Source organism: Acidaminococcus timonensis, assembly GCF_900106585.1.
Classification (GTDB): Bacteria; Bacillota; Negativicutes; order Acidaminococcales; family Acidaminococcaceae; genus Acidaminococcus; species Acidaminococcus timonensis.
Map to the genome: position 1 here is coordinate 560,956 of NZ_FNWH01000006.1, position 15,499 is coordinate 576,454.

Annotated in this window: 15 protein-coding genes and 1 riboswitch; of the genes, 11 read left to right on the top strand and 4 right to left on the bottom strand. The window is 57.5% G+C overall.

What is annotated here, in order from left to right; all coding sequences use genetic code 11:
• Positions 1–219 precede the first annotated feature (219 nt).
• From rfbB to BQ5462_RS06495, 3 genes are all read right to left on the bottom strand, one after another.
• Positions 220–1,215, bottom strand: a complete 996-nt coding sequence (gene rfbB, locus BQ5462_RS06485) for a dTDP-glucose 4,6-dehydratase (protein WP_071142557.1) — start codon at positions 1,213–1,215, stop codon at positions 220–222.
• A 673-nt stretch (positions 1,216–1,888) separates the two neighbouring features.
• Positions 1,889–2,551, bottom strand: a complete 663-nt coding sequence (locus tag BQ5462_RS06490; RefSeq protein ID WP_071142558.1) for a methionine ABC transporter permease — start codon at positions 2,549–2,551, stop codon at positions 1,889–1,891.
• The gene (locus BQ5462_RS06495; protein WP_071142559.1) at positions 2,541–3,578 is read right to left on the bottom strand and encodes a methionine ABC transporter ATP-binding protein; all 1,038 of its coding nucleotides are present in this window, start codon (positions 3,576–3,578) and stop codon (positions 2,541–2,543) included. Before BQ5462_RS06495 ends, BQ5462_RS06490 begins: the two co-directional genes overlap by 11 nt.
• A gap of 72 nt (positions 3,579–3,650) precedes the next feature.
• A riboswitch (SAM riboswitch) is annotated at positions 3,651–3,764 on the bottom strand.
• Between the two features lie 1,081 nt (positions 3,765–4,845).
• On the opposite strand from BQ5462_RS06495, the gene BQ5462_RS06500 reads away from it, so the two are divergent.
• From BQ5462_RS06500 to glmM, 10 genes are read left to right on the top strand one after another with little or no spacing between them, the layout of a single operon-like run.
• Complete coding sequence (locus tag BQ5462_RS06500) at positions 4,846–5,151, top strand: YerC/YecD family TrpR-related protein (RefSeq protein WP_071142560.1); 306 nt, start codon at positions 4,846–4,848, stop codon at positions 5,149–5,151.
• Complete coding sequence (gene hisZ / locus BQ5462_RS06505; protein WP_071142561.1) at positions 5,148–6,317, top strand: ATP phosphoribosyltransferase regulatory subunit; 1,170 nt, start codon at positions 5,148–5,150, stop codon at positions 6,315–6,317. The genes BQ5462_RS06500 and hisZ overlap by 4 nt, the downstream gene beginning before the upstream one ends.
• A gap of 13 nt (positions 6,318–6,330) precedes the next feature.
• Positions 6,331–6,984 (top strand): ATP phosphoribosyltransferase, encoded by a 654-nt coding sequence (gene hisG, locus BQ5462_RS06510; protein WP_071142562.1) that lies wholly within the window; start codon positions 6,331–6,333, stop codon positions 6,982–6,984.
• Positions 6,985–7,037: 53 nt separating this feature from the next.
• Positions 7,038–8,189, top strand: a complete 1,152-nt coding sequence (locus BQ5462_RS06515; protein WP_071142563.1) for a pyridoxal phosphate-dependent aminotransferase — start codon at positions 7,038–7,040, stop codon at positions 8,187–8,189.
• A 16-nt stretch (positions 8,190–8,205) separates the two neighbouring features.
• Complete coding sequence (gene hisB, locus BQ5462_RS06520; protein ID WP_071142564.1) at positions 8,206–8,793, top strand: imidazoleglycerol-phosphate dehydratase HisB; 588 nt, start codon at positions 8,206–8,208, stop codon at positions 8,791–8,793.
• A gap of 1 nt (position 8,794) precedes the next feature.
• A complete protein-coding gene (gene hisH / locus BQ5462_RS06525) occupies positions 8,795–9,409 on the top strand; it encodes an imidazole glycerol phosphate synthase subunit HisH (RefSeq protein WP_071142565.1) in 615 nt (204 codons plus the stop codon).
• A complete protein-coding gene (gene hisA, locus BQ5462_RS06530; RefSeq protein ID WP_071142566.1) occupies positions 9,406–10,134 on the top strand; it encodes a 1-(5-phosphoribosyl)-5-[(5-phosphoribosylamino)methylideneamino]imidazole-4-carboxamide isomerase in 729 nt (242 codons plus the stop codon). Before hisH ends, hisA begins: the two co-directional genes overlap by 4 nt.
• A gap of 4 nt (positions 10,135–10,138) precedes the next feature.
• Positions 10,139–10,897, top strand: coding sequence for an imidazole glycerol phosphate synthase subunit HisF (gene hisF / locus BQ5462_RS06535; RefSeq protein WP_071142567.1), 759 nt, complete (start codon positions 10,139–10,141; stop codon positions 10,895–10,897).
• A complete protein-coding gene (hisIE, locus tag BQ5462_RS06540) occupies positions 10,894–11,544 on the top strand; it encodes a bifunctional phosphoribosyl-AMP cyclohydrolase/phosphoribosyl-ATP diphosphatase HisIE (protein ID WP_071142568.1) in 651 nt (216 codons plus the stop codon). The genes hisF and hisIE overlap by 4 nt, the downstream gene beginning before the upstream one ends.
• A 33-nt stretch (positions 11,545–11,577) precedes the next feature.
• Positions 11,578–12,924, top strand: a complete 1,347-nt coding sequence (gene glmM, locus BQ5462_RS06545; protein ID WP_071142569.1) for a phosphoglucosamine mutase — start codon at positions 11,578–11,580, stop codon at positions 12,922–12,924.
• Between the two features lie 884 nt (positions 12,925–13,808).
• Here glmM and BQ5462_RS06550 read toward each other — a convergent pair.
• Positions 13,809–14,177, bottom strand: coding sequence for an endonuclease domain-containing protein (locus BQ5462_RS06550; RefSeq protein WP_071142570.1), 369 nt, complete (start codon positions 14,175–14,177; stop codon positions 13,809–13,811).
• Between the two features lie 345 nt (positions 14,178–14,522).
• On the opposite strand from BQ5462_RS06550, the gene BQ5462_RS06555 reads away from it, so the two are divergent.
• Positions 14,523–15,497: a type II secretion system F family protein gene (locus BQ5462_RS06555; RefSeq protein ID WP_071142571.1), complete on the top strand. Its 975-nt coding sequence runs from the start codon at positions 14,523–14,525 to the stop codon at positions 15,495–15,497.
• Positions 15,498–15,499 lie beyond the last annotated feature (2 nt).

Sequence of the window (15,499 nt, forward strand, 5' to 3'; positions counted from 1 at the left end):
TTTTTGGTTGACATTCACATAGGAATGAGTATTCCGGCCACATAAGGCAGATTTACTACCACCCTTGTAAAGAGCGGATCATCGCGGGCGGGGGCGTTGCGTTTCGATCCTTTTGTCATTTTGTGCCGTCTGGCTTTTTTGGCGCGCGCAGCACCACGGCGGTCTACGATTCTATTTCTGATTGCCAATCAAGCTGACATCTGACATCTTTCAGCCCCGTCAGGGGCGCTCTGACTTCTTAGCCAAGATCTCTTCCCACCATTCCCGATTCTCCAGATACCATTTGATGGTTTTCTTGATTCCGTCCGCAAATTTCGTTTCTGGAAGCCAGCCAAGCTCATTATGGATTTTTGTCGGGTCGATGGCGTATCGTCTGTCATGGCCTTTCCGGTCCTTCACATAGGTAACCAGGCTTTCCGGCTTGCCCAGTTCCTTACAGATTAGTTTTACGATGTGGAGGTTCTGCATTTCGTTGTGGCCGCCTACGTTATAGATTTCTCCTGGCCGTCCTTTTTGCAGGATCAGGTCGATGGCACGGCAATGGTCTTCCACATATAACCAGTCCCGGATGTTTTGCCCATCCCCGTATACCGGCAGGGGTTTGTCCTGCAGGGCGTTGATGATCATCAGGGGAATCAGTTTTTCCGGGAACTGGTAGGGACCATAGTTGTTGCTGCACCGGCTGATGGTCACCGGCAGCCCATAGGTCCGGTGGTAGGCCAGCGCCAGCAGATCGGCTCCGGCCTTGGAGCTGCTGTAGGGGCTGGAAGGATTGAGGGGTGAAGTCTCTGTAAAGAGCAGATCTGGACGGTCCAGGGGCAGGTCCCCGTAGACTTCATCTGTAGAAACCTGCTGGAAGCGCTGGATGCCATATTTCCGGCAGGCGTCCATGAGAACGGAAGTCCCGAGGATGTTCGTTTCCAGGAAAATTGCAGGATCCAAAATGGATCGGTCCACATGGGATTCGGCCGCAAAGTTGACCACGATATCGGGGTGTCGTTCTTCGAAGAGAGCGTATACAGCCTTGCGGTCACAGATATCCAGCTTGCGGAACTGGAAATGGGAGTGGTCCATGATGGGCGCCAGGGTAGCAAGGTTCCCGGCATAGGTCAGTTTGTCCAGGCAGATGATGTTAGCCTCAGGGTGCTGCTTCAGCACATAAAAGATAAAATTGGAGCCGATGAACCCGGCACCACCGGTTACAAGAATTTTCATGAGCGTGTCCTCCCGGGATTCATTATAGCAAATGGGCAGTCACTAGTCTCTAGTCACTAGTCTGCAGCCAAAGGAACAAATTTGCCCAGGGGCAAATTTGTTTGAATGTATGGCCCGCTGGGCGACCTGGGCTCGGATGTCCCTTATGGGCCATCCCTACGCAGAAACGGATATGTTGGCGTTCTTCCGTAGGGCCTACCCGTAAGGGGAGTCCGTTCCCAGGTATCAGACCGCGACAGCGGGCGGTTCACCGAATCGCCCCTAATTCGATGAGCCCGCCCCCTCGAACGCCTTTTGTACGATCGTAATGCTTACAGAGTGCGGCCGAACGCCATTCCATTCAAAAAAGTCCGCCCTCGTCGGGCGGATTTTATCCTGAAGCAGAGTATTGCACTTTATAATGGAAATATAAAGTCGATTCCAAACCTCAAAAATGGTGATTTTTGAGGTCAACATTTTTTTAGGCCGCAATTTTTACAGATTTTGAGGTGACAGGATCATGCCATATGAATCATTATATAAACTTTATTATATATCGTGTCTGGAACCCAGAAGGTCCTTCACAGGGGAGCTTATCCTGAAGCGGAAATCATCAAGCACCTGGATCAGGCACTGGCAATCCTGCATAATGAAAGAAATATAAAAAACTGGGCACCATCGAGGCGCCCAGTTTTTATTTGATCTTCGTCTTATTCAATTTGCTGGAAATCTTGTTCCCGATGCTCTGTACCACCTGCACCAGGGCAATCAGCACGATGACGGTGGCAATCATGGTGTCAGCCTGGAACCGCTGGTATCCGTAGCGGATGGCCAGATCTCCCAGGCCGCCGCCGCCCAGGGCACCGGCCATGGCGCTGGAACCGATCAGGCTGATCACGGCCAGGGTGATGCCCAGGACGATGCTGTGCATGGCTTCGGGCAGCAACACTTTCCAGATGATCTGCATGGGGCTGGCTCCCATGCTCTGGGCGGCTTCGATGACGCCGGGGTCCACTTCCAACAGAGAGGATTCGATGATCCGGGAAATGAACGGGGTGCAGGAAATGGTCAGGGGTACGATGGCGGCGGTGGTCCCGATGGAGCTGCCCACGATGAGGCGGGTCAGGGGGATGATGGCCACCATCAGGATGATGAAGGGGATGGACCGGAGGGCGTTCACGATGGAGCCCAGGGTTTTGTGCAGGGCAGGGTTTTCTTTGATGTGGCCCTTGCCGGTAATGGTCAGGATCACGCCCAGGGGGATGCCGCAGATTGTGGCGATGGCGGCGGACAGGGCCACCATGTACAGGGTTTCGCCCAGGGCTTTCACCAGCAGATGAATCATATTAGGAGACATAACCAATCACCTCGTCTTTGACTTTTCTAGAATGCAGGTAATCCAGGGCCTGTTTCAGATGGCCCTCGTCACCTTCCAGTTCGATGAGCAGGGTGCCGAAGGGGGTATCCTGCAGGTTTTCGATGTTGGCGGTCAGGATATTCACATTCGTGTCGTACTTCTTGATCAGTACGGCCACCACGGGCTCGCCGGCGCTGTCGCCGATGAAGCTCAGGCTGACCAGGGCCTTGTCGCCGCTCTTGTACTCTTTGTGCAGATCCAGTTTCTTGACGAAATCGGGCAGGTCGTTGTGTTGGATGCTGGCCACGAATTCCTTGGTGGTGGTCTTCTGGGGATTGGTGAAAAGGTCCACCATGGTGCCCTGTTCGATGATCTGGCCGTTTTCGATGACGGCCACCCGGTCGCAGATCTCTTTCACTACGTTCATCTGGTGGGTGATCATGACGATGGTGATGTGCAGCCGTTTGTTGATGTCACGGAGCAGGTTCAGGATGGATTCTGTGGTCTGGGGATCCAGGGCGGAAGTGGCTTCGTCGCACAGCAGCACTTTGGGGTCGCTGGCCAGGGCCCGGGCGATGCCCACCCGCTGTTTCTGCCCGCCGGACAGCTGACTGGGGTAGTGGTCGGCCCGGTCGGCCAGGCCCACCAGATCCAGCAGGGGATCTACCTTCTTTTTAATGGAAGCCTTGTCCAGGCCCTGGATTTCCAGGGGGAAGGCGATGTTGCCGTAGACGGTGCGGCTGGCCAGCAGGTTGAAGTGCTGGAAGATCATGCCGATGTTCTGCCGGGCTTTGCGCAGCTGTTCTTCGCTGAGGGCAGTCATTTCCTGGCCGTCTACGAAGACCTTGCCACTGGTGGGCCGTTCCAGCATGTTGATGCAGCGCACCAGGGTGGATTTGCCGGCACCGGACAGGCCGATGATGCCGAAGATCTCACCTTCGTTGATGGTCAGGTTGATGTCTTTCAGGGCATGGAGATCGCCTGAGGCGGTGTGATAGATTTTTTCAATGTGCTCCAATTGGATCATGGGGTGGACACCTCCGTGGAAAATAAAAAATTCCTCTTCAGCGAATGAAGAGGAATCAGATTTGCTCACTCATCTTCATCTTTCAGGCAATGCCTGATGGACTTAGCACCGTTCGTGGAAAGGAGCGCTTTCCAGATGGTTGCCGTAACTTCATAGGGCCAGTCCCTCCGTTACTCTGGATGAATTCCGTGTATCTCAAATGATACTGTATAAAGTACAGTTTGTCAAGCGCCACCTTGTGGCCCGGTGAGTTGGGGGGAGTTCAGTCGTCTGGACGACGAAGGCGAGAGTGCAGGGCTGGACCTATCCACCAGCCATACGGCTGGTCCCCCTTCCCTTCCAGGGAAGGACAAAGAACGTTGTGTCCCCTGCGACGGAGACGACGAATAGGAATGGAACGTTGTGTCCCCCTGAAAGGGGGAAAGGGCCCGCCTTTGGCGGGTAGGGGGTTTTTAGTAGAGTCTTACGATAACAGGGGGAACTTTTTGAACGGGTGATGGGGGGTGCTGCAGTCGGTTGTACGACGAAGGCGAGAGTGTAGACTGGACCCATCCACCGTGCATGCGCACGGTCCCCCTTCCCTTTCAGGGAAGGACAAAATATTGTGTCCCCCTGAAAGGGGGAAGGGGCCCGCCTTTGGCGGGTAGGGGGTTTTAGTAGAGCCTTACGATAACAGGGGGAACTATTTGAACGGGTGGTGGGGGTGTGCTGCAGTCGTCTGGACGACGAAGGCGAGAGTGTAGTGCTGGACCTATCCACCGTGCATGCGCACGGTCCCCCTTCCCTTCCAGGGAAGGACAAAGACTTGTGTCCCCCGCGACGGAGACGATGAACAGGAGTCTTCCAGTCCGTGTCCCCCTGAAAGGGGGAAAGGACCCGCTTGCGGGTAGGGGGTTTTTAGTAGAGCCTCATGATAACAGGGGGAACTTTTTGAACGGGTGGTGGGGTGTGCAGTCGATCGTACGACGAAGCCGAAAGTGTAGGGCTGGACCCATCCACCGTGCATGCGCACGGTCCCCTTCCCTTCCAGGGAAGGACAAAAGATATTGTGTCTCCCAGTCCGTGTCCCCCTGAAAGGGGGAAAGGGCCCGCTTGCGGGTAGGGGGTTTTTAGTAGAGCCTTACGATAACAGGGAAACCTAAAACAATTTTCACAAATTCACAAAAACTACTTGCTTTTACTTCTTCATCGTAGTAAAGTAATAAACAGCTAAAGCAAACGGCTGCAGAGCCGATTGCAATCCATCTAGGAGAAAGGGGCTTCGATCATGGTAGCCGGACTAAACCAACGGGAACTGAAACAACTGGCCAATGCTTTCACCCTGCTGAAGGATGAAGCTGGGGCTCTGGCTTTCCTGGAAGACATCTGCACCCCCAACGAACTGAAGGCGCTGAGCCAGCGCCTGGAAGTGGCGGTGCGTCTTCACCGGGGCGAAAATTATGCCAGGATCGTCAAGGATACGGGCGCCAGCAGCACCACGGTATCCCGGGTGAATCGCTGTTTGAATTACGGGGCAGGGGGCTATCGGACCCTGATCCCGGAACTGACCAATAAAGGAGAAGAAACCAAATGAGTACTGTACTGCGGATCCCTTACGGGACGAGAGATATCCTGCCGGGAGAGGCCCGGGCCAAACGGGAGATCGAAGACAAGATCGCCAACAATTTCCTGAGCTGGGGCTATGATGAAGCCGTTACCCCCACCTTTGAATACGCGGATACCTTTGCCCTGAGCGGCGCCGGCATCAATGAAGAAAGCATGCGGTTCATGGACCGGAACAACCGGACCCTGATGCTGCGCAGCGAAATGACCACGCCCCTGGCCCGGATGGTGGCTACCCGGCTGAAGAACGACAAGGGCGTGAAACGACTGTTCTACATCGCCAACGTGTTCCGGCACGAACAGACCCAGGCGGGCCGCCAGTGCGAATTCTCCCAGGCGGGCATCGAACTCATCGGGGCCGAAGCTCCCATGGCGGACGCGGAAGTGCTGGCCCTGGCTGTGGAAAGCCTGAAGGCAGCGGGCCTGCAGGACTTTTTGATCAGCATCGGCCACAGCGGCTTTTTGGCCGGCCTGATGGAAGACGCCAAGCTGACGAAGAAGCAGGCGGATTTCGTGAAGAGCATGATCCTCTCCCACAATGCGGTGGGCCTGGAGGAAGCGGCGGAACGGTTCATCCCCAAACCGCTGAAGGACATGTTCCGCGACCTGCTGTACCTGCAGGGCGGCCGGGACCTGCTGGACAGCCTGGAAGCCCGGGTGACGAACCCCAAGAGCCTGGATGCCCTGAAGAACCTGAAGGCCATCTACAAGCTGGCGGAAAGCTATGGCGTGGCTCCGTATCTGTCCTTCGACCTGTCCCTGATCCGCAATTTCGATTACTACACCGGCATGGTGTTCGAGGCCTATGCGCCCCAGATCGGGTTCAACATCTGCGGCGGCGGCCGGTATGACCATATGATGGAAGCCTTCGGGGATCCGGAACCGGCCACGGGCTTTGCCATGGGCATCGACCGGATCATCCTGTCCCTGCGGCGGGACGGCCGGCTGAACATGGATTCCAAGTGGGATATCTACGTGGCATGGGCTCCCGGGTGCCAGGCCAAGGCCATCCAGAAGGCCATGGAACTGAGAAACGGCGGCAAGAACGTGAAAGTGGGGACCAATGCCATGACCCCGGAAGAAGCGGCCAAGGCCTGTGCGGCCAATCGGTGCGAAGCCGTAGCCTATGTAGGATAGGAGAGACGATACAATGGATTATTTAACGATTGCCCTGCCCAAAGGGAAACTGTTTGCAAAAAGCGTGGAGCTCCTGGCCAAAGTGGGCTACGCTGCGGAAAACGTGGTGGAGGATTCCCGGAAGCTGGTCATTACCAACGAAGAGACGAAAGTGAAGTTTTTGATCGTAAAGACCGTGGACCTGCCCACGTACGTGGAATACGGCGCCGCCGATATCGGGATCATCGGCAAGGATGTGCTGAACGAGGAACGGAAGGATATCTACGAGTTGCTGGATATGGGCTTCGGCGGCTGCCACCTGATGATGGCCGTGCCGGAGAACAAGGTGCTGCCGGAACTGACGGATTACGCCCACATGCGGGTGGCCACCAAGTATCCCCGGTGTGCGGCCGATTTCTTCGACAAGCTGGGTATGCAGATGGAGATCATCAAACTGAACGGGTCCATCGAACTGGGGCCCATCGTGGGGCTCAGCGACAGCATCGTGGATATCGTGCAAACGGGCCGCACCCTGCGGGAAAATAAATTGAAGGAAATCGTCAGCGTATTCCCCAGCACGGCAAGACTGATCGCCAACAAGGTCAGCTTCAAGATGCAGTACGACCGGATCCGGAAACTGGTGGAAGACCTGAAAGTGGTGCTGGCGGAAGAAAAGCCGGAAGAATAATTTGTGTCCCCCGCGACGGAGGGGCGGACAAAAATCCAAGGAGGCATCCCCCCATGAGCAACATACAAGCCCGGGACACGTTAGCCCGGATCGAAGAGTATCAGGTGGAAACGGTACCTGATGCGGATATCATTGTCAATGCCAACGAAACCAACTGGGACATGACCCCGGAACTGCGGCTGGAACTGAACAGCCGGCTGGCAGAGCACCTGTTCAACCGGTATCCCTCCATGCACGGGGAGGACCTGTGCGCCGCCATCGCCGCCAAGCTGGGCTTTGACCCGGAACTGGTGGCCATCGGCAACGGTTCCAGCGAGCTCCTGGAAAAGGCCTGCTACGCCTTCGGGGGCCCGGGCCGCAAAATCGCCTGCCCCACCCCCAGCTTCAGCATGTACCAGACCTACGCCATCCTGGCGGACAGCGAACCGGTGCTGTTTCCCCTGACGGCGGATGGGTTCGTGGATCCGGATACGGTCATCGACTTTGCCAGAGAGCAGCAGCCGGCCCTTTTGATCATCTGCAACCCCAACAACCCTACGGGCAACTATAACCGCCGGGAAGGCATGGAAAAGATCATCCGGGGCGTGGACTGCCCGGTGATCATGGATGAAGCCTATCTGGAATTTGCTGTGGAAGAAGGGGACCCCCGGGAACTTTCCACCATGGACCTGGTGAAGGAAGTGGACAACCTGCTGGTGCTGCGGACGTTCTCCAAGGCCTACGGGCTGGCCAACCTGCGGATCGGCTACGGCATCGGCAGCGCTGCGGTCATGAAGGTACTGAAAAAGGTGCTGCTGCCCTACACGGTGAACGGGTTCTCCATCATGGCGGCGGAACTGCTGTTCAGCAAACCGGACGTGCTGAAGGAACGGGTGGACATGGTGGTCAGCGGCCGCCGGTACCTGCGGGAACATCTGGAAGCCATGGGCTTTCGGGTGCTGCCCAGCGCCACGAACTTCCTGCTGGCTTTGCCGGCAGGGAAGGTGCTGGACAAACTGGCGGACGGCGCCGGTGCCCGGGATCTGCCCAGTGCGGAAAAGGCCAAGGCGGCAGGCAGCTATCTGTTCCATGAACTGCTGAAGAAACGGGTACTGATCCGGGACTTCAGCCAGAACAACCGTCTGCCGGGCGGTCTGCGGATCTCCGTGGGCACGGCGGAAGAAAACCCCAAGATCATCGGGGCCATCAAAGAAATCGTACAATAACAGGAGGCATAGGGCTATGCGGGAAGGTTGTATCGAACGGAATACGAAAGAGACCCAGATCAGCGTGAAGCTGAACCTGGACGGCACCGGCAAGGCAGACATCAAGACCGGTGTGGGATTTCTGGATCATATGCTGACCCTGCTGGCGGTCCATTCCTTTATGGACCTGACGGTGCGGGCCAAGGGCGACCTGGAAGTGGACTGCCACCATACGGTGGAGGACGTGGGCATCGCCCTGGGGCAGGCCATCGCGCAGGCCCTGGGAGATAAAAAGGGCATCCACCGGTACGGCAGTTTCCTGCTGCCCATGGATGAAGCCCTGGCCGAAATCGCCCTGGACTTTTCCGGACGGCCCTATCTGGTGTGGAATGCGGACCTGATTCCCCGGGTGACCCTGGGCAATTTCGACACGGAAATGGGCGAGGACTTTTTCCGGGCCCTGGCCATGAACTGCGGCCTGACCCTGCACATCAACGTGCCCTACGGCAAGAACACCCACCATATGCTGGAAGCCATCTTCAAGGGCGTGGCCCGGGCCATGAGTGAGGCCGTGGCCATGGATCCCCGGGTGCACGGGGTCATGAGCAGCAAGGGGGCACTGTAATATGGAAAAAGACACCATCGTCATCATCGACTACGGCCGGGGCAACCTGCACTCGGTGTACAACGGGCTGCTGAAGATCGGGGCGAATCCGGTGGTCTCCGCGGACCCGAAAGTGATCAAGGAAGCCCCCAAGGTGATCCTGCCCGGGGTGGGCTCTTTCGGCGACTGCATGGAGACCATGCGGGCCCGGGGCCTGGAGGAAGCGGTCCAGGAAGCCCTGGCCAGCGGCAAACCCTTCCTGGGCATCTGCCTGGGCGAACAGCTGCTGTTCGAAAGCAGCGAGGAAAGCCCCGGCGTCAAGGGCTTGGGCTATTTCAAGGGCCAGGTGAAGAAAATCGTCACCCCGTACAAGATTCCCCACATGGGCTGGAACCGGATCACCACGGTGAATCCGTCGCCCCTCATGAAGGACGCGGACGGCCAATACGTCTACTTCGTTCACAGCTATCATGCGGTGCCGGAGGACCCGGGGATCATCACCTCCGTCTGCGAGTACGGCACGAAAATTACGGCCAGTGTGGGCCGGGGCAGCGTACAGGGCTTCCAGTTCCATCCGGAAAAGTCCAGCTTTGCAGGCCTGGCCATGCTGACGGCCTTTAAGGAGTGGAAGCTATGAACATCTATCCTGCCATCGATCTGCGGGGCGGCAACTGTGTCCGCCTGGTGAAGGGGGATTTTTCCCGGGAGACCATCTACAGCAGGGATCCGGGGGCCATGGCCAGAGAATGGGCCGCCGCCGGAGCCAGCTCCATCCACGTGGTGGACCTGGACGGGGCCCTGGCCGGTGAAAGCCGGAACCTGACGGCCATCAGGGCTATTATGGAACAGGGAGGCATCCCCATTGAAGTGGGGGGCGGCATCCGGAACATGAGCCACATTGAACGGCTGCTTGCGGCCGGGGTCCACCAGGTGATCCTGGGCTCTGCGGCGGTGAAGGATCCCCAGCTGGTGAAGGATGCCTGCAGGGCCTATCCGGGCCGCATTGTGGTGGGCATCGACGCCAAAAACGGGGACGTGGCCGTAGAGGGCTGGGAAGCCAGCGGCCACATCCAGGCGGAAGAACTGGCTAAAAAAATGGCTGATGCCGGGGTGGAGCGCATCATCTTTACGGACATCGCCCGGGACGGCATGCTCAGCGGGGTGAATGTGGAAGCCACCGTGGCGGTGGCAAAGGCTTCGGGCCTGAAGGTCACTGCCAGCGGCGGGGTGGCCAGCCTGGAAGATTTGAAGATTTTGAAAAAAAGAGAAACAGATGGCGTCGAAGGGTGTATTATAGGAAAGGCGTTATATACCGGCGCCATTGACCTTCGCCAGGCTGTAGCGATTGCGAAGGAGGCGTAGAGCCATGTTGGCAAAACGGATCATACCCTGTCTGGACGTAAAAGATGGACGGGTGGTAAAGGGGACCAATTTCGTGGGCCTGCGGGATGCAGGCGACCCGGTGGAACTGGCCAGCCAGTACGAAAAGGAACAGGCCGATGAGCTGGTGTTCCTGGATATCACCGCGTCCCTGGAAAAACGCAAATCCATGGTGAAGACCATCGAACGGACGGCCCGGGAGGTGTTCATGCCCCTGACGGTAGGCGGCGGCATCGGTTCCATTGAAGATATGCGGGCGGTGCTCCTGGCCGGAGCCGACAAGACCAGCCTGAACACGGCGGCCGTGAAGGATCCGGATCTGATCCGCCGGGGCGCGGAAGCCTTCGGGAACCAGTGTGTGGTCCTGGCTGTGGATGCCAAACGACGGGGAGAAGATTCCTGGGAAGTGTACATCAACGGGGGCCATACCCCCACGGGCCTGGATGCCCTGGAGTGGATCAGGAAGGCCGTGAGCCTGGGAGCGGGAGAAATCCTGCTGACCAGCATGGATGCGGACGGCACCAAGGATGGCTTCGACATCGAACTGACCCGGAAAGTAGCCGAAGCGGTGCCCGTGCCTGTGATCGCCAGCGGCGGGGCAGGCTCCCTGGAAGACTTCTACGATGTACTCACAACCGGCAAGGCTGATGCGGCTCTGGCCGCTTCCGTATTCCATTATGGAACGTTTACCATCCGCCAGGTGAAGGAATACTTGCGGAATAAAGGAGTGGACGTACGGTTATGAAACTGGATGTAAGCAAATTGAAATTCGATGACCGGGGCCTGATCCCGGCCATTGTGCAGGATGTAAAGACCGACAAGGTCCTGATGCTGGCCTATATGAACGGCGAAAGCCTGGCCCGCACCATTGAGACCGGGTATACCTGGTTCTGGAGCCGCAGCCGGCAGGAACTGTGGAACAAAGGTGCCACCAGCGGCCATACCCAGAAGGTGTACAGCATTACCTACGACTGCGACGGGGATACCCTTTTGGTGAAGGTGGAGCAGAAGGGTGCCGCCTGCCATACGGGCCATTATTCCTGCTTCTTCAATCCCCTGTGGAACAGTGCCTCCGGCGAGAGCCTGCCTGTGGCCGACAACCGGCTGCCCCAGGTGATCAACGAACTGTACAAACAGATCCAGTGCTACCAGGAACGGCAGAAAGCCCAGCACAAGCTGCTGCAGGCGCCCAGCCAGGACCCGCTGCTGGAACAGATGGGGGCCGATGTGACCCGGACCCTGCTGGCTTCCAAGAACCACGATGCGGACCAGGTTGTTTACGAAATGGGCGATTTATGGTATCATTGCCTAGTACTGCTGGCTTACCATAACATTACACCGGGCGAGATGCTGGTGGAAATGGCAGGCCGCAAAGAAGAAGACGAAAAATAAGCAGCAAAATACCTGAAAAGCTGGAGGGCTCATATGGCTAGATTGTTTGGAACGGACGGCGTACGCGGCGTCGCCAATGGTCCTGTACTGAATGCGGAACTGGCATATAAACTGGGGCGGGCAGCGGCCCAGTATTTTGGACGGGAAGTGAAGACTCCCAAGATCCTGATCGGGCGGGATACCCGTCTTTCCGGCACCATGCTGGAAAGTGCCCTGGCGGCTGGCATCTGCAGTGCCGGGGGCAATGCCCACCTGCTGGGGGTGATCCCCACACCGGCGGTTTCCTATCTGACGGAAAAGCTGGAAGCCAATGCGGGGGTGGTAATTTCTGCCTCCCACAATCCCTTTGAGGACAACGGGATCAAGTTCTTTGCCCGTACCGGGTACAAGCTGCCCGATGCGGTGGAGGACGAAATCGAAGCCATCGTGAAGCAGCCGGTGGATTATACCCGGACGGTCACCGGCAGCAATCTGGGCCATGTCATCGACGAACCGGACATGGGCATGGAATACGTGCAGCACATTGTGGACAGCTGCCCGGTGAAGCTGAACGGGCTGAAGGTGGTCATGGACTGCGCCAACGGAGCCAACAGCGAAATCGCTCCGGCCATCCTGCGCACCCTGGGGGCCCACGTGATCCCCATCTTCCATGAACCCAACGGCATCAACATCAACAACGGCTGCGGCTCCACCCATCTGGAAGCCCTGCAGGCCAAGGTGCGGGAAGAGGGGGCCGATGTGGGCCTGGCCAACGACGGCGACGCCGATCGCCTGCTGGCTGTGGACGAAAACGGCGAACCCCTGGACGGGGACCAGATCATGCTGATCTGCGCCCTGGATCTGATGAAGGCCGGCAAGCTGAAGGACAACGTGCTGGTGACCACGGTCATGAGCAACGTGGGCCTGGCGAAAGCCATGAAGGAACACGGCGGCCGTACGGTGAAGACCAGCGTGGGAGATCGCTATGTGCTGGAAGAAATGCTGAAGCACGATTACAAGCTGGGTGGCGAACAGAGCGGCCACATCATCTTCGGCGACCTGGTACGGACCGGGGACGGCATGATGACGGCCGTGAACCTGTTGAGCAGCCTGGTGCGGCATAACCAGACCCTGAGCCAGCTGGGTGCCCTGATGGTGAAATATCCCCAGACCCTGCTGAACGTGCGGGTGAAGGACAAGAACGGCTGGCAGGAGAATACCGCCATCGCCGATGTGGTCCGCCGGTATACAGAAGAACTGGGAGAAGACGGCCAGGTGCTGGTACGGGCCAGCGGCACCGAACCCCTGATCCGGATCATGGCCCAGGGCCCCAACCAGGTGGAACTGGATCACATCACCGAAGCCATTGCCGAAGTGGTGAGACGGGAACTGGCAGAGTAAAGGAAATAAGGATAGAGTGAAAAAAACCGAGAGCGCCGGCCGGCGCTCTCGGTTTTTGTGTATGGTGGGGGAAGGGCTTCAATCGTCAGTACGACGAAGGCGAGAGTGTAGTACTGGACCTATCCACCGTGCTGCGCACGGTCCCCCTTCCCTTCCAGGGAAGGACAAAAAAATATTGTGTCCCCCGCGACGGAGACGACGAATAGGAGTCTCCTAGTCCGGTGGGACGTTGTGTCCCCCTGAAAGGGGGAAAGGACCCAGGGGGTTTTTAGTAGTGTCGTACGATAACAGGGAAACCATTTGAACGGGTAGTGGGGTGTGCAGTCGTTTGTACGACGAAGCCGAGAATGTAGTACTGGACCCATCCACCGTGCTGGGCACGGTCCCCCTTCCCTTCCAGGGAAGGACAAAAGAGATTGTATCCCCCGTGACGGAGACGACGAATAGGAGTCTCCTAGTCCGGTGGGACGTTGTGTCCCCCTGAAAGGGGGAAAGGACCCGCTTGCGGGTAGGGGGTTTTTAGTAGAGACTTACGATAACAGGAGGAACTTTTTGAATGGATAGTGGGGGACTTCAATCGTTTGTATGATGAAGGCGAAAGTGTAGGGCTGGACCTATCCACCGTGCTGGGCACGGTCCCCCCTTCCCTTCCCTTCCAGGGAAGGACAAAAGATATTGTGTCCCCCTGAAAGGGGGAAAGGACCCGCTTGCGGGTAGGGGGTTTTTAGTAGCGCCTTACGATAACAGAGGAACCTTTGAACGGATGGTGGGGGACTTCGATCGTTTGTACGACGAAGGCGAGAGTGTAGTGCTGGACCCATCCACCGTGCATAAGCACGGTCCCCCTTCCCTTCCAGGGAAGGACAAAAGATATTGTGTCCCCCTTATACCCCCAGCCTTTTCTTCATCTCCCGGTAAATATACTCCTTTACCCCCTGAAAATTCTTCCATATTTCCCGATTGGGGATCCGGATGACTTTATATCCCAGCTGCTCAATCCGCCGGGTCCGCAGGGCATCCCGCTCTTTTTCCACGGGATCGGCGTGCTGCTCGCCATCCAGTTCCACAATCAGTTTTGCTCTGGAACAGTAAAAATCGGCGATATAATCCAGGATGATTTCCTGACGGCGGAAGCGCACGGGATAGTCCCTTAAGCATTCGAACCAGAGCTTCCGTTCTTCTTTTGTCATCTGTTTTCGCAGTTCTTTTCTGAATCGAAGACGTTGAGGGGTACGGTGGGAATAAAAGGGCATGAGTGTCTCCTTTAAAAATAACTGAATTTTATGGTTTTTATTACTATAGCAGAAGGGCGGATAAAAGGCAACCGGGGAAAAGGGAAGGACAATAGATATTGTGTCCCCCGCGACGGAGACAACGAATAGGAGTCTCCTAGTCCCGTGGAAAAGGGGGAAGGGGCCCGCTTTTGGCGGGTAGGGGGTTTTTAGTAGAGCCTTACGATCACAAATGTGACCAAAAGTTGAACTTGCCGGTGTTTTTGCGTTTAATGACGGTTGGCTTTTTTGGGGGTAGGAATTTTACCGCTGGATGGCGAACTAGGGTTGGGAGGGGCATTTTCTTCTGGAAGGAGGTGATCGGATATGGCACTTTCCACGCTGCAGCGGGAAACCTTGTTCCGCCGGCTGGGGCTTTTGCTCCAGGGCGGTCTGCCCCTGCTGTCGGCCCTGGAGGCCCTGGGCCGGCAGGGCAGCGGCGAGACGGGACGAGTCTGCAGTTTACTGGCTGCCCAGCTGCGCCGGGGAAGCTCTCTTTCCCAGGCGCTGCACCGCCAGCGCACTCAGGTGGGTGACCTGGCCTGGGTGCTGGCGGAAGGTGGGGAGCTGAGCGGTCAGCTCCCGGCTGTATTCCAGCAATTGGCCGTATTTTATCAGAAAAAACGGGAAAATCAAAAGGCCCTGCTTCAGGCTTCTCTGTACCCGGCTCTGGTGCTGGGCATCACGGGCCTGCTGGGCCTGTACTTTCTGTGGAGCATCCTGCCCCTGTTCGGGGATCTGTATGCCTCCCTGCACCTTCCCATGAGCCCGGGCTTGCGCTTTTTCCTGTCTCTGAGCCGCCTGCTCCATGGGCGGCCCTGGCTGCTGCCGGTGGGGCTGCTGGCAGCAGCTTTCCTGCTCCGGCTGGCCTGGCAGCGCCGCTCCCGCTGGCTGCTCCGCTGTCCGGGCCTGACCAGCCTGAACCGGAAGTTCTGGGAAATCCGCTACCTGGGGCTGCTGTCCCTGCTGCTCCGGGGCGGGCTGGCGTTGGAGACGGCCAGCCGGCTGAGCCGCCAGGTGGTGGCCGGGCGTCCCTTTTCCCACTGTGCCCGGGAGGGGGACCGGCTGTTCAGTCCGCTGACCGTGGAATTTCTGGCCCTGGGCGAAGAGAGCGGAAATCTATCCGGACTGCTCATGGAAGCCGCCTGCATCCTGGAACAGGATTTCCAGAGCCGTTTGAAGCAGCTGAAGACCCTGCTGGAACCGGCTCTGCTGCTCACCCTTGCCTTGGGCTGCGGGGGGATGCTGCTTTTTCTGCTGACCCCGCTCTTCGAACTGATGAATGGCATATCGTTTTTGTAAGG

Bases quoted from the DNA above. Each gene is read 5' to 3' on its own strand.
- glmM (WP_071142569.1), top strand. From the start codon at position 11,578: ATGGCTAGATTGTTTGGAACGGACGGCGTACGCGGCGTCGCCAATGGT.
- hisB (WP_071142564.1), top strand. From the start codon at position 8,206: ATGCGGGAAGGTTGTATCGAACGGAATACGAAAGAGACCCAGATCAGC.
- BQ5462_RS06500 (WP_071142560.1), top strand. From the start codon at position 4,846: ATGGTAGCCGGACTAAACCAACGGGAACTGAAACAACTGGCCAATGCT.
- BQ5462_RS06550 (WP_071142570.1), bottom strand. From the start codon at position 14,177: ATGCCCTTTTATTCCCACCGTACCCCTCAACGTCTTCGATTCAGAAAA.
- BQ5462_RS06555 (WP_071142571.1), top strand. From the start codon at position 14,523: ATGGCACTTTCCACGCTGCAGCGGGAAACCTTGTTCCGCCGGCTGGGG.
- BQ5462_RS06515 (WP_071142563.1), top strand. From the start codon at position 7,038: ATGAGCAACATACAAGCCCGGGACACGTTAGCCCGGATCGAAGAGTAT.
- rfbB (WP_071142557.1), bottom strand. From the start codon at position 1,215: ATGAAAATTCTTGTAACCGGTGGTGCCGGGTTCATCGGCTCCAATTTT.
- hisZ (WP_071142561.1), top strand. From the start codon at position 5,148: ATGAGTACTGTACTGCGGATCCCTTACGGGACGAGAGATATCCTGCCG.
- hisF (WP_071142567.1), top strand. From the start codon at position 10,139: ATGTTGGCAAAACGGATCATACCCTGTCTGGACGTAAAAGATGGACGG.
- BQ5462_RS06490 (WP_071142558.1), bottom strand. From the start codon at position 2,551: ATGTCTCCTAATATGATTCATCTGCTGGTGAAAGCCCTGGGCGAAACC.
- hisH (WP_071142565.1), top strand. From the start codon at position 8,795: ATGGAAAAAGACACCATCGTCATCATCGACTACGGCCGGGGCAACCTG.
- hisG (WP_071142562.1), top strand. From the start codon at position 6,331: ATGGATTATTTAACGATTGCCCTGCCCAAAGGGAAACTGTTTGCAAAA.
- BQ5462_RS06495 (WP_071142559.1), bottom strand. From the start codon at position 3,578: ATGATCCAATTGGAGCACATTGAAAAAATCTATCACACCGCCTCAGGC.
- hisIE (WP_071142568.1), top strand. From the start codon at position 10,894: ATGAAACTGGATGTAAGCAAATTGAAATTCGATGACCGGGGCCTGATC.
- hisA (WP_071142566.1), top strand. From the start codon at position 9,406: ATGAACATCTATCCTGCCATCGATCTGCGGGGCGGCAACTGTGTCCGC.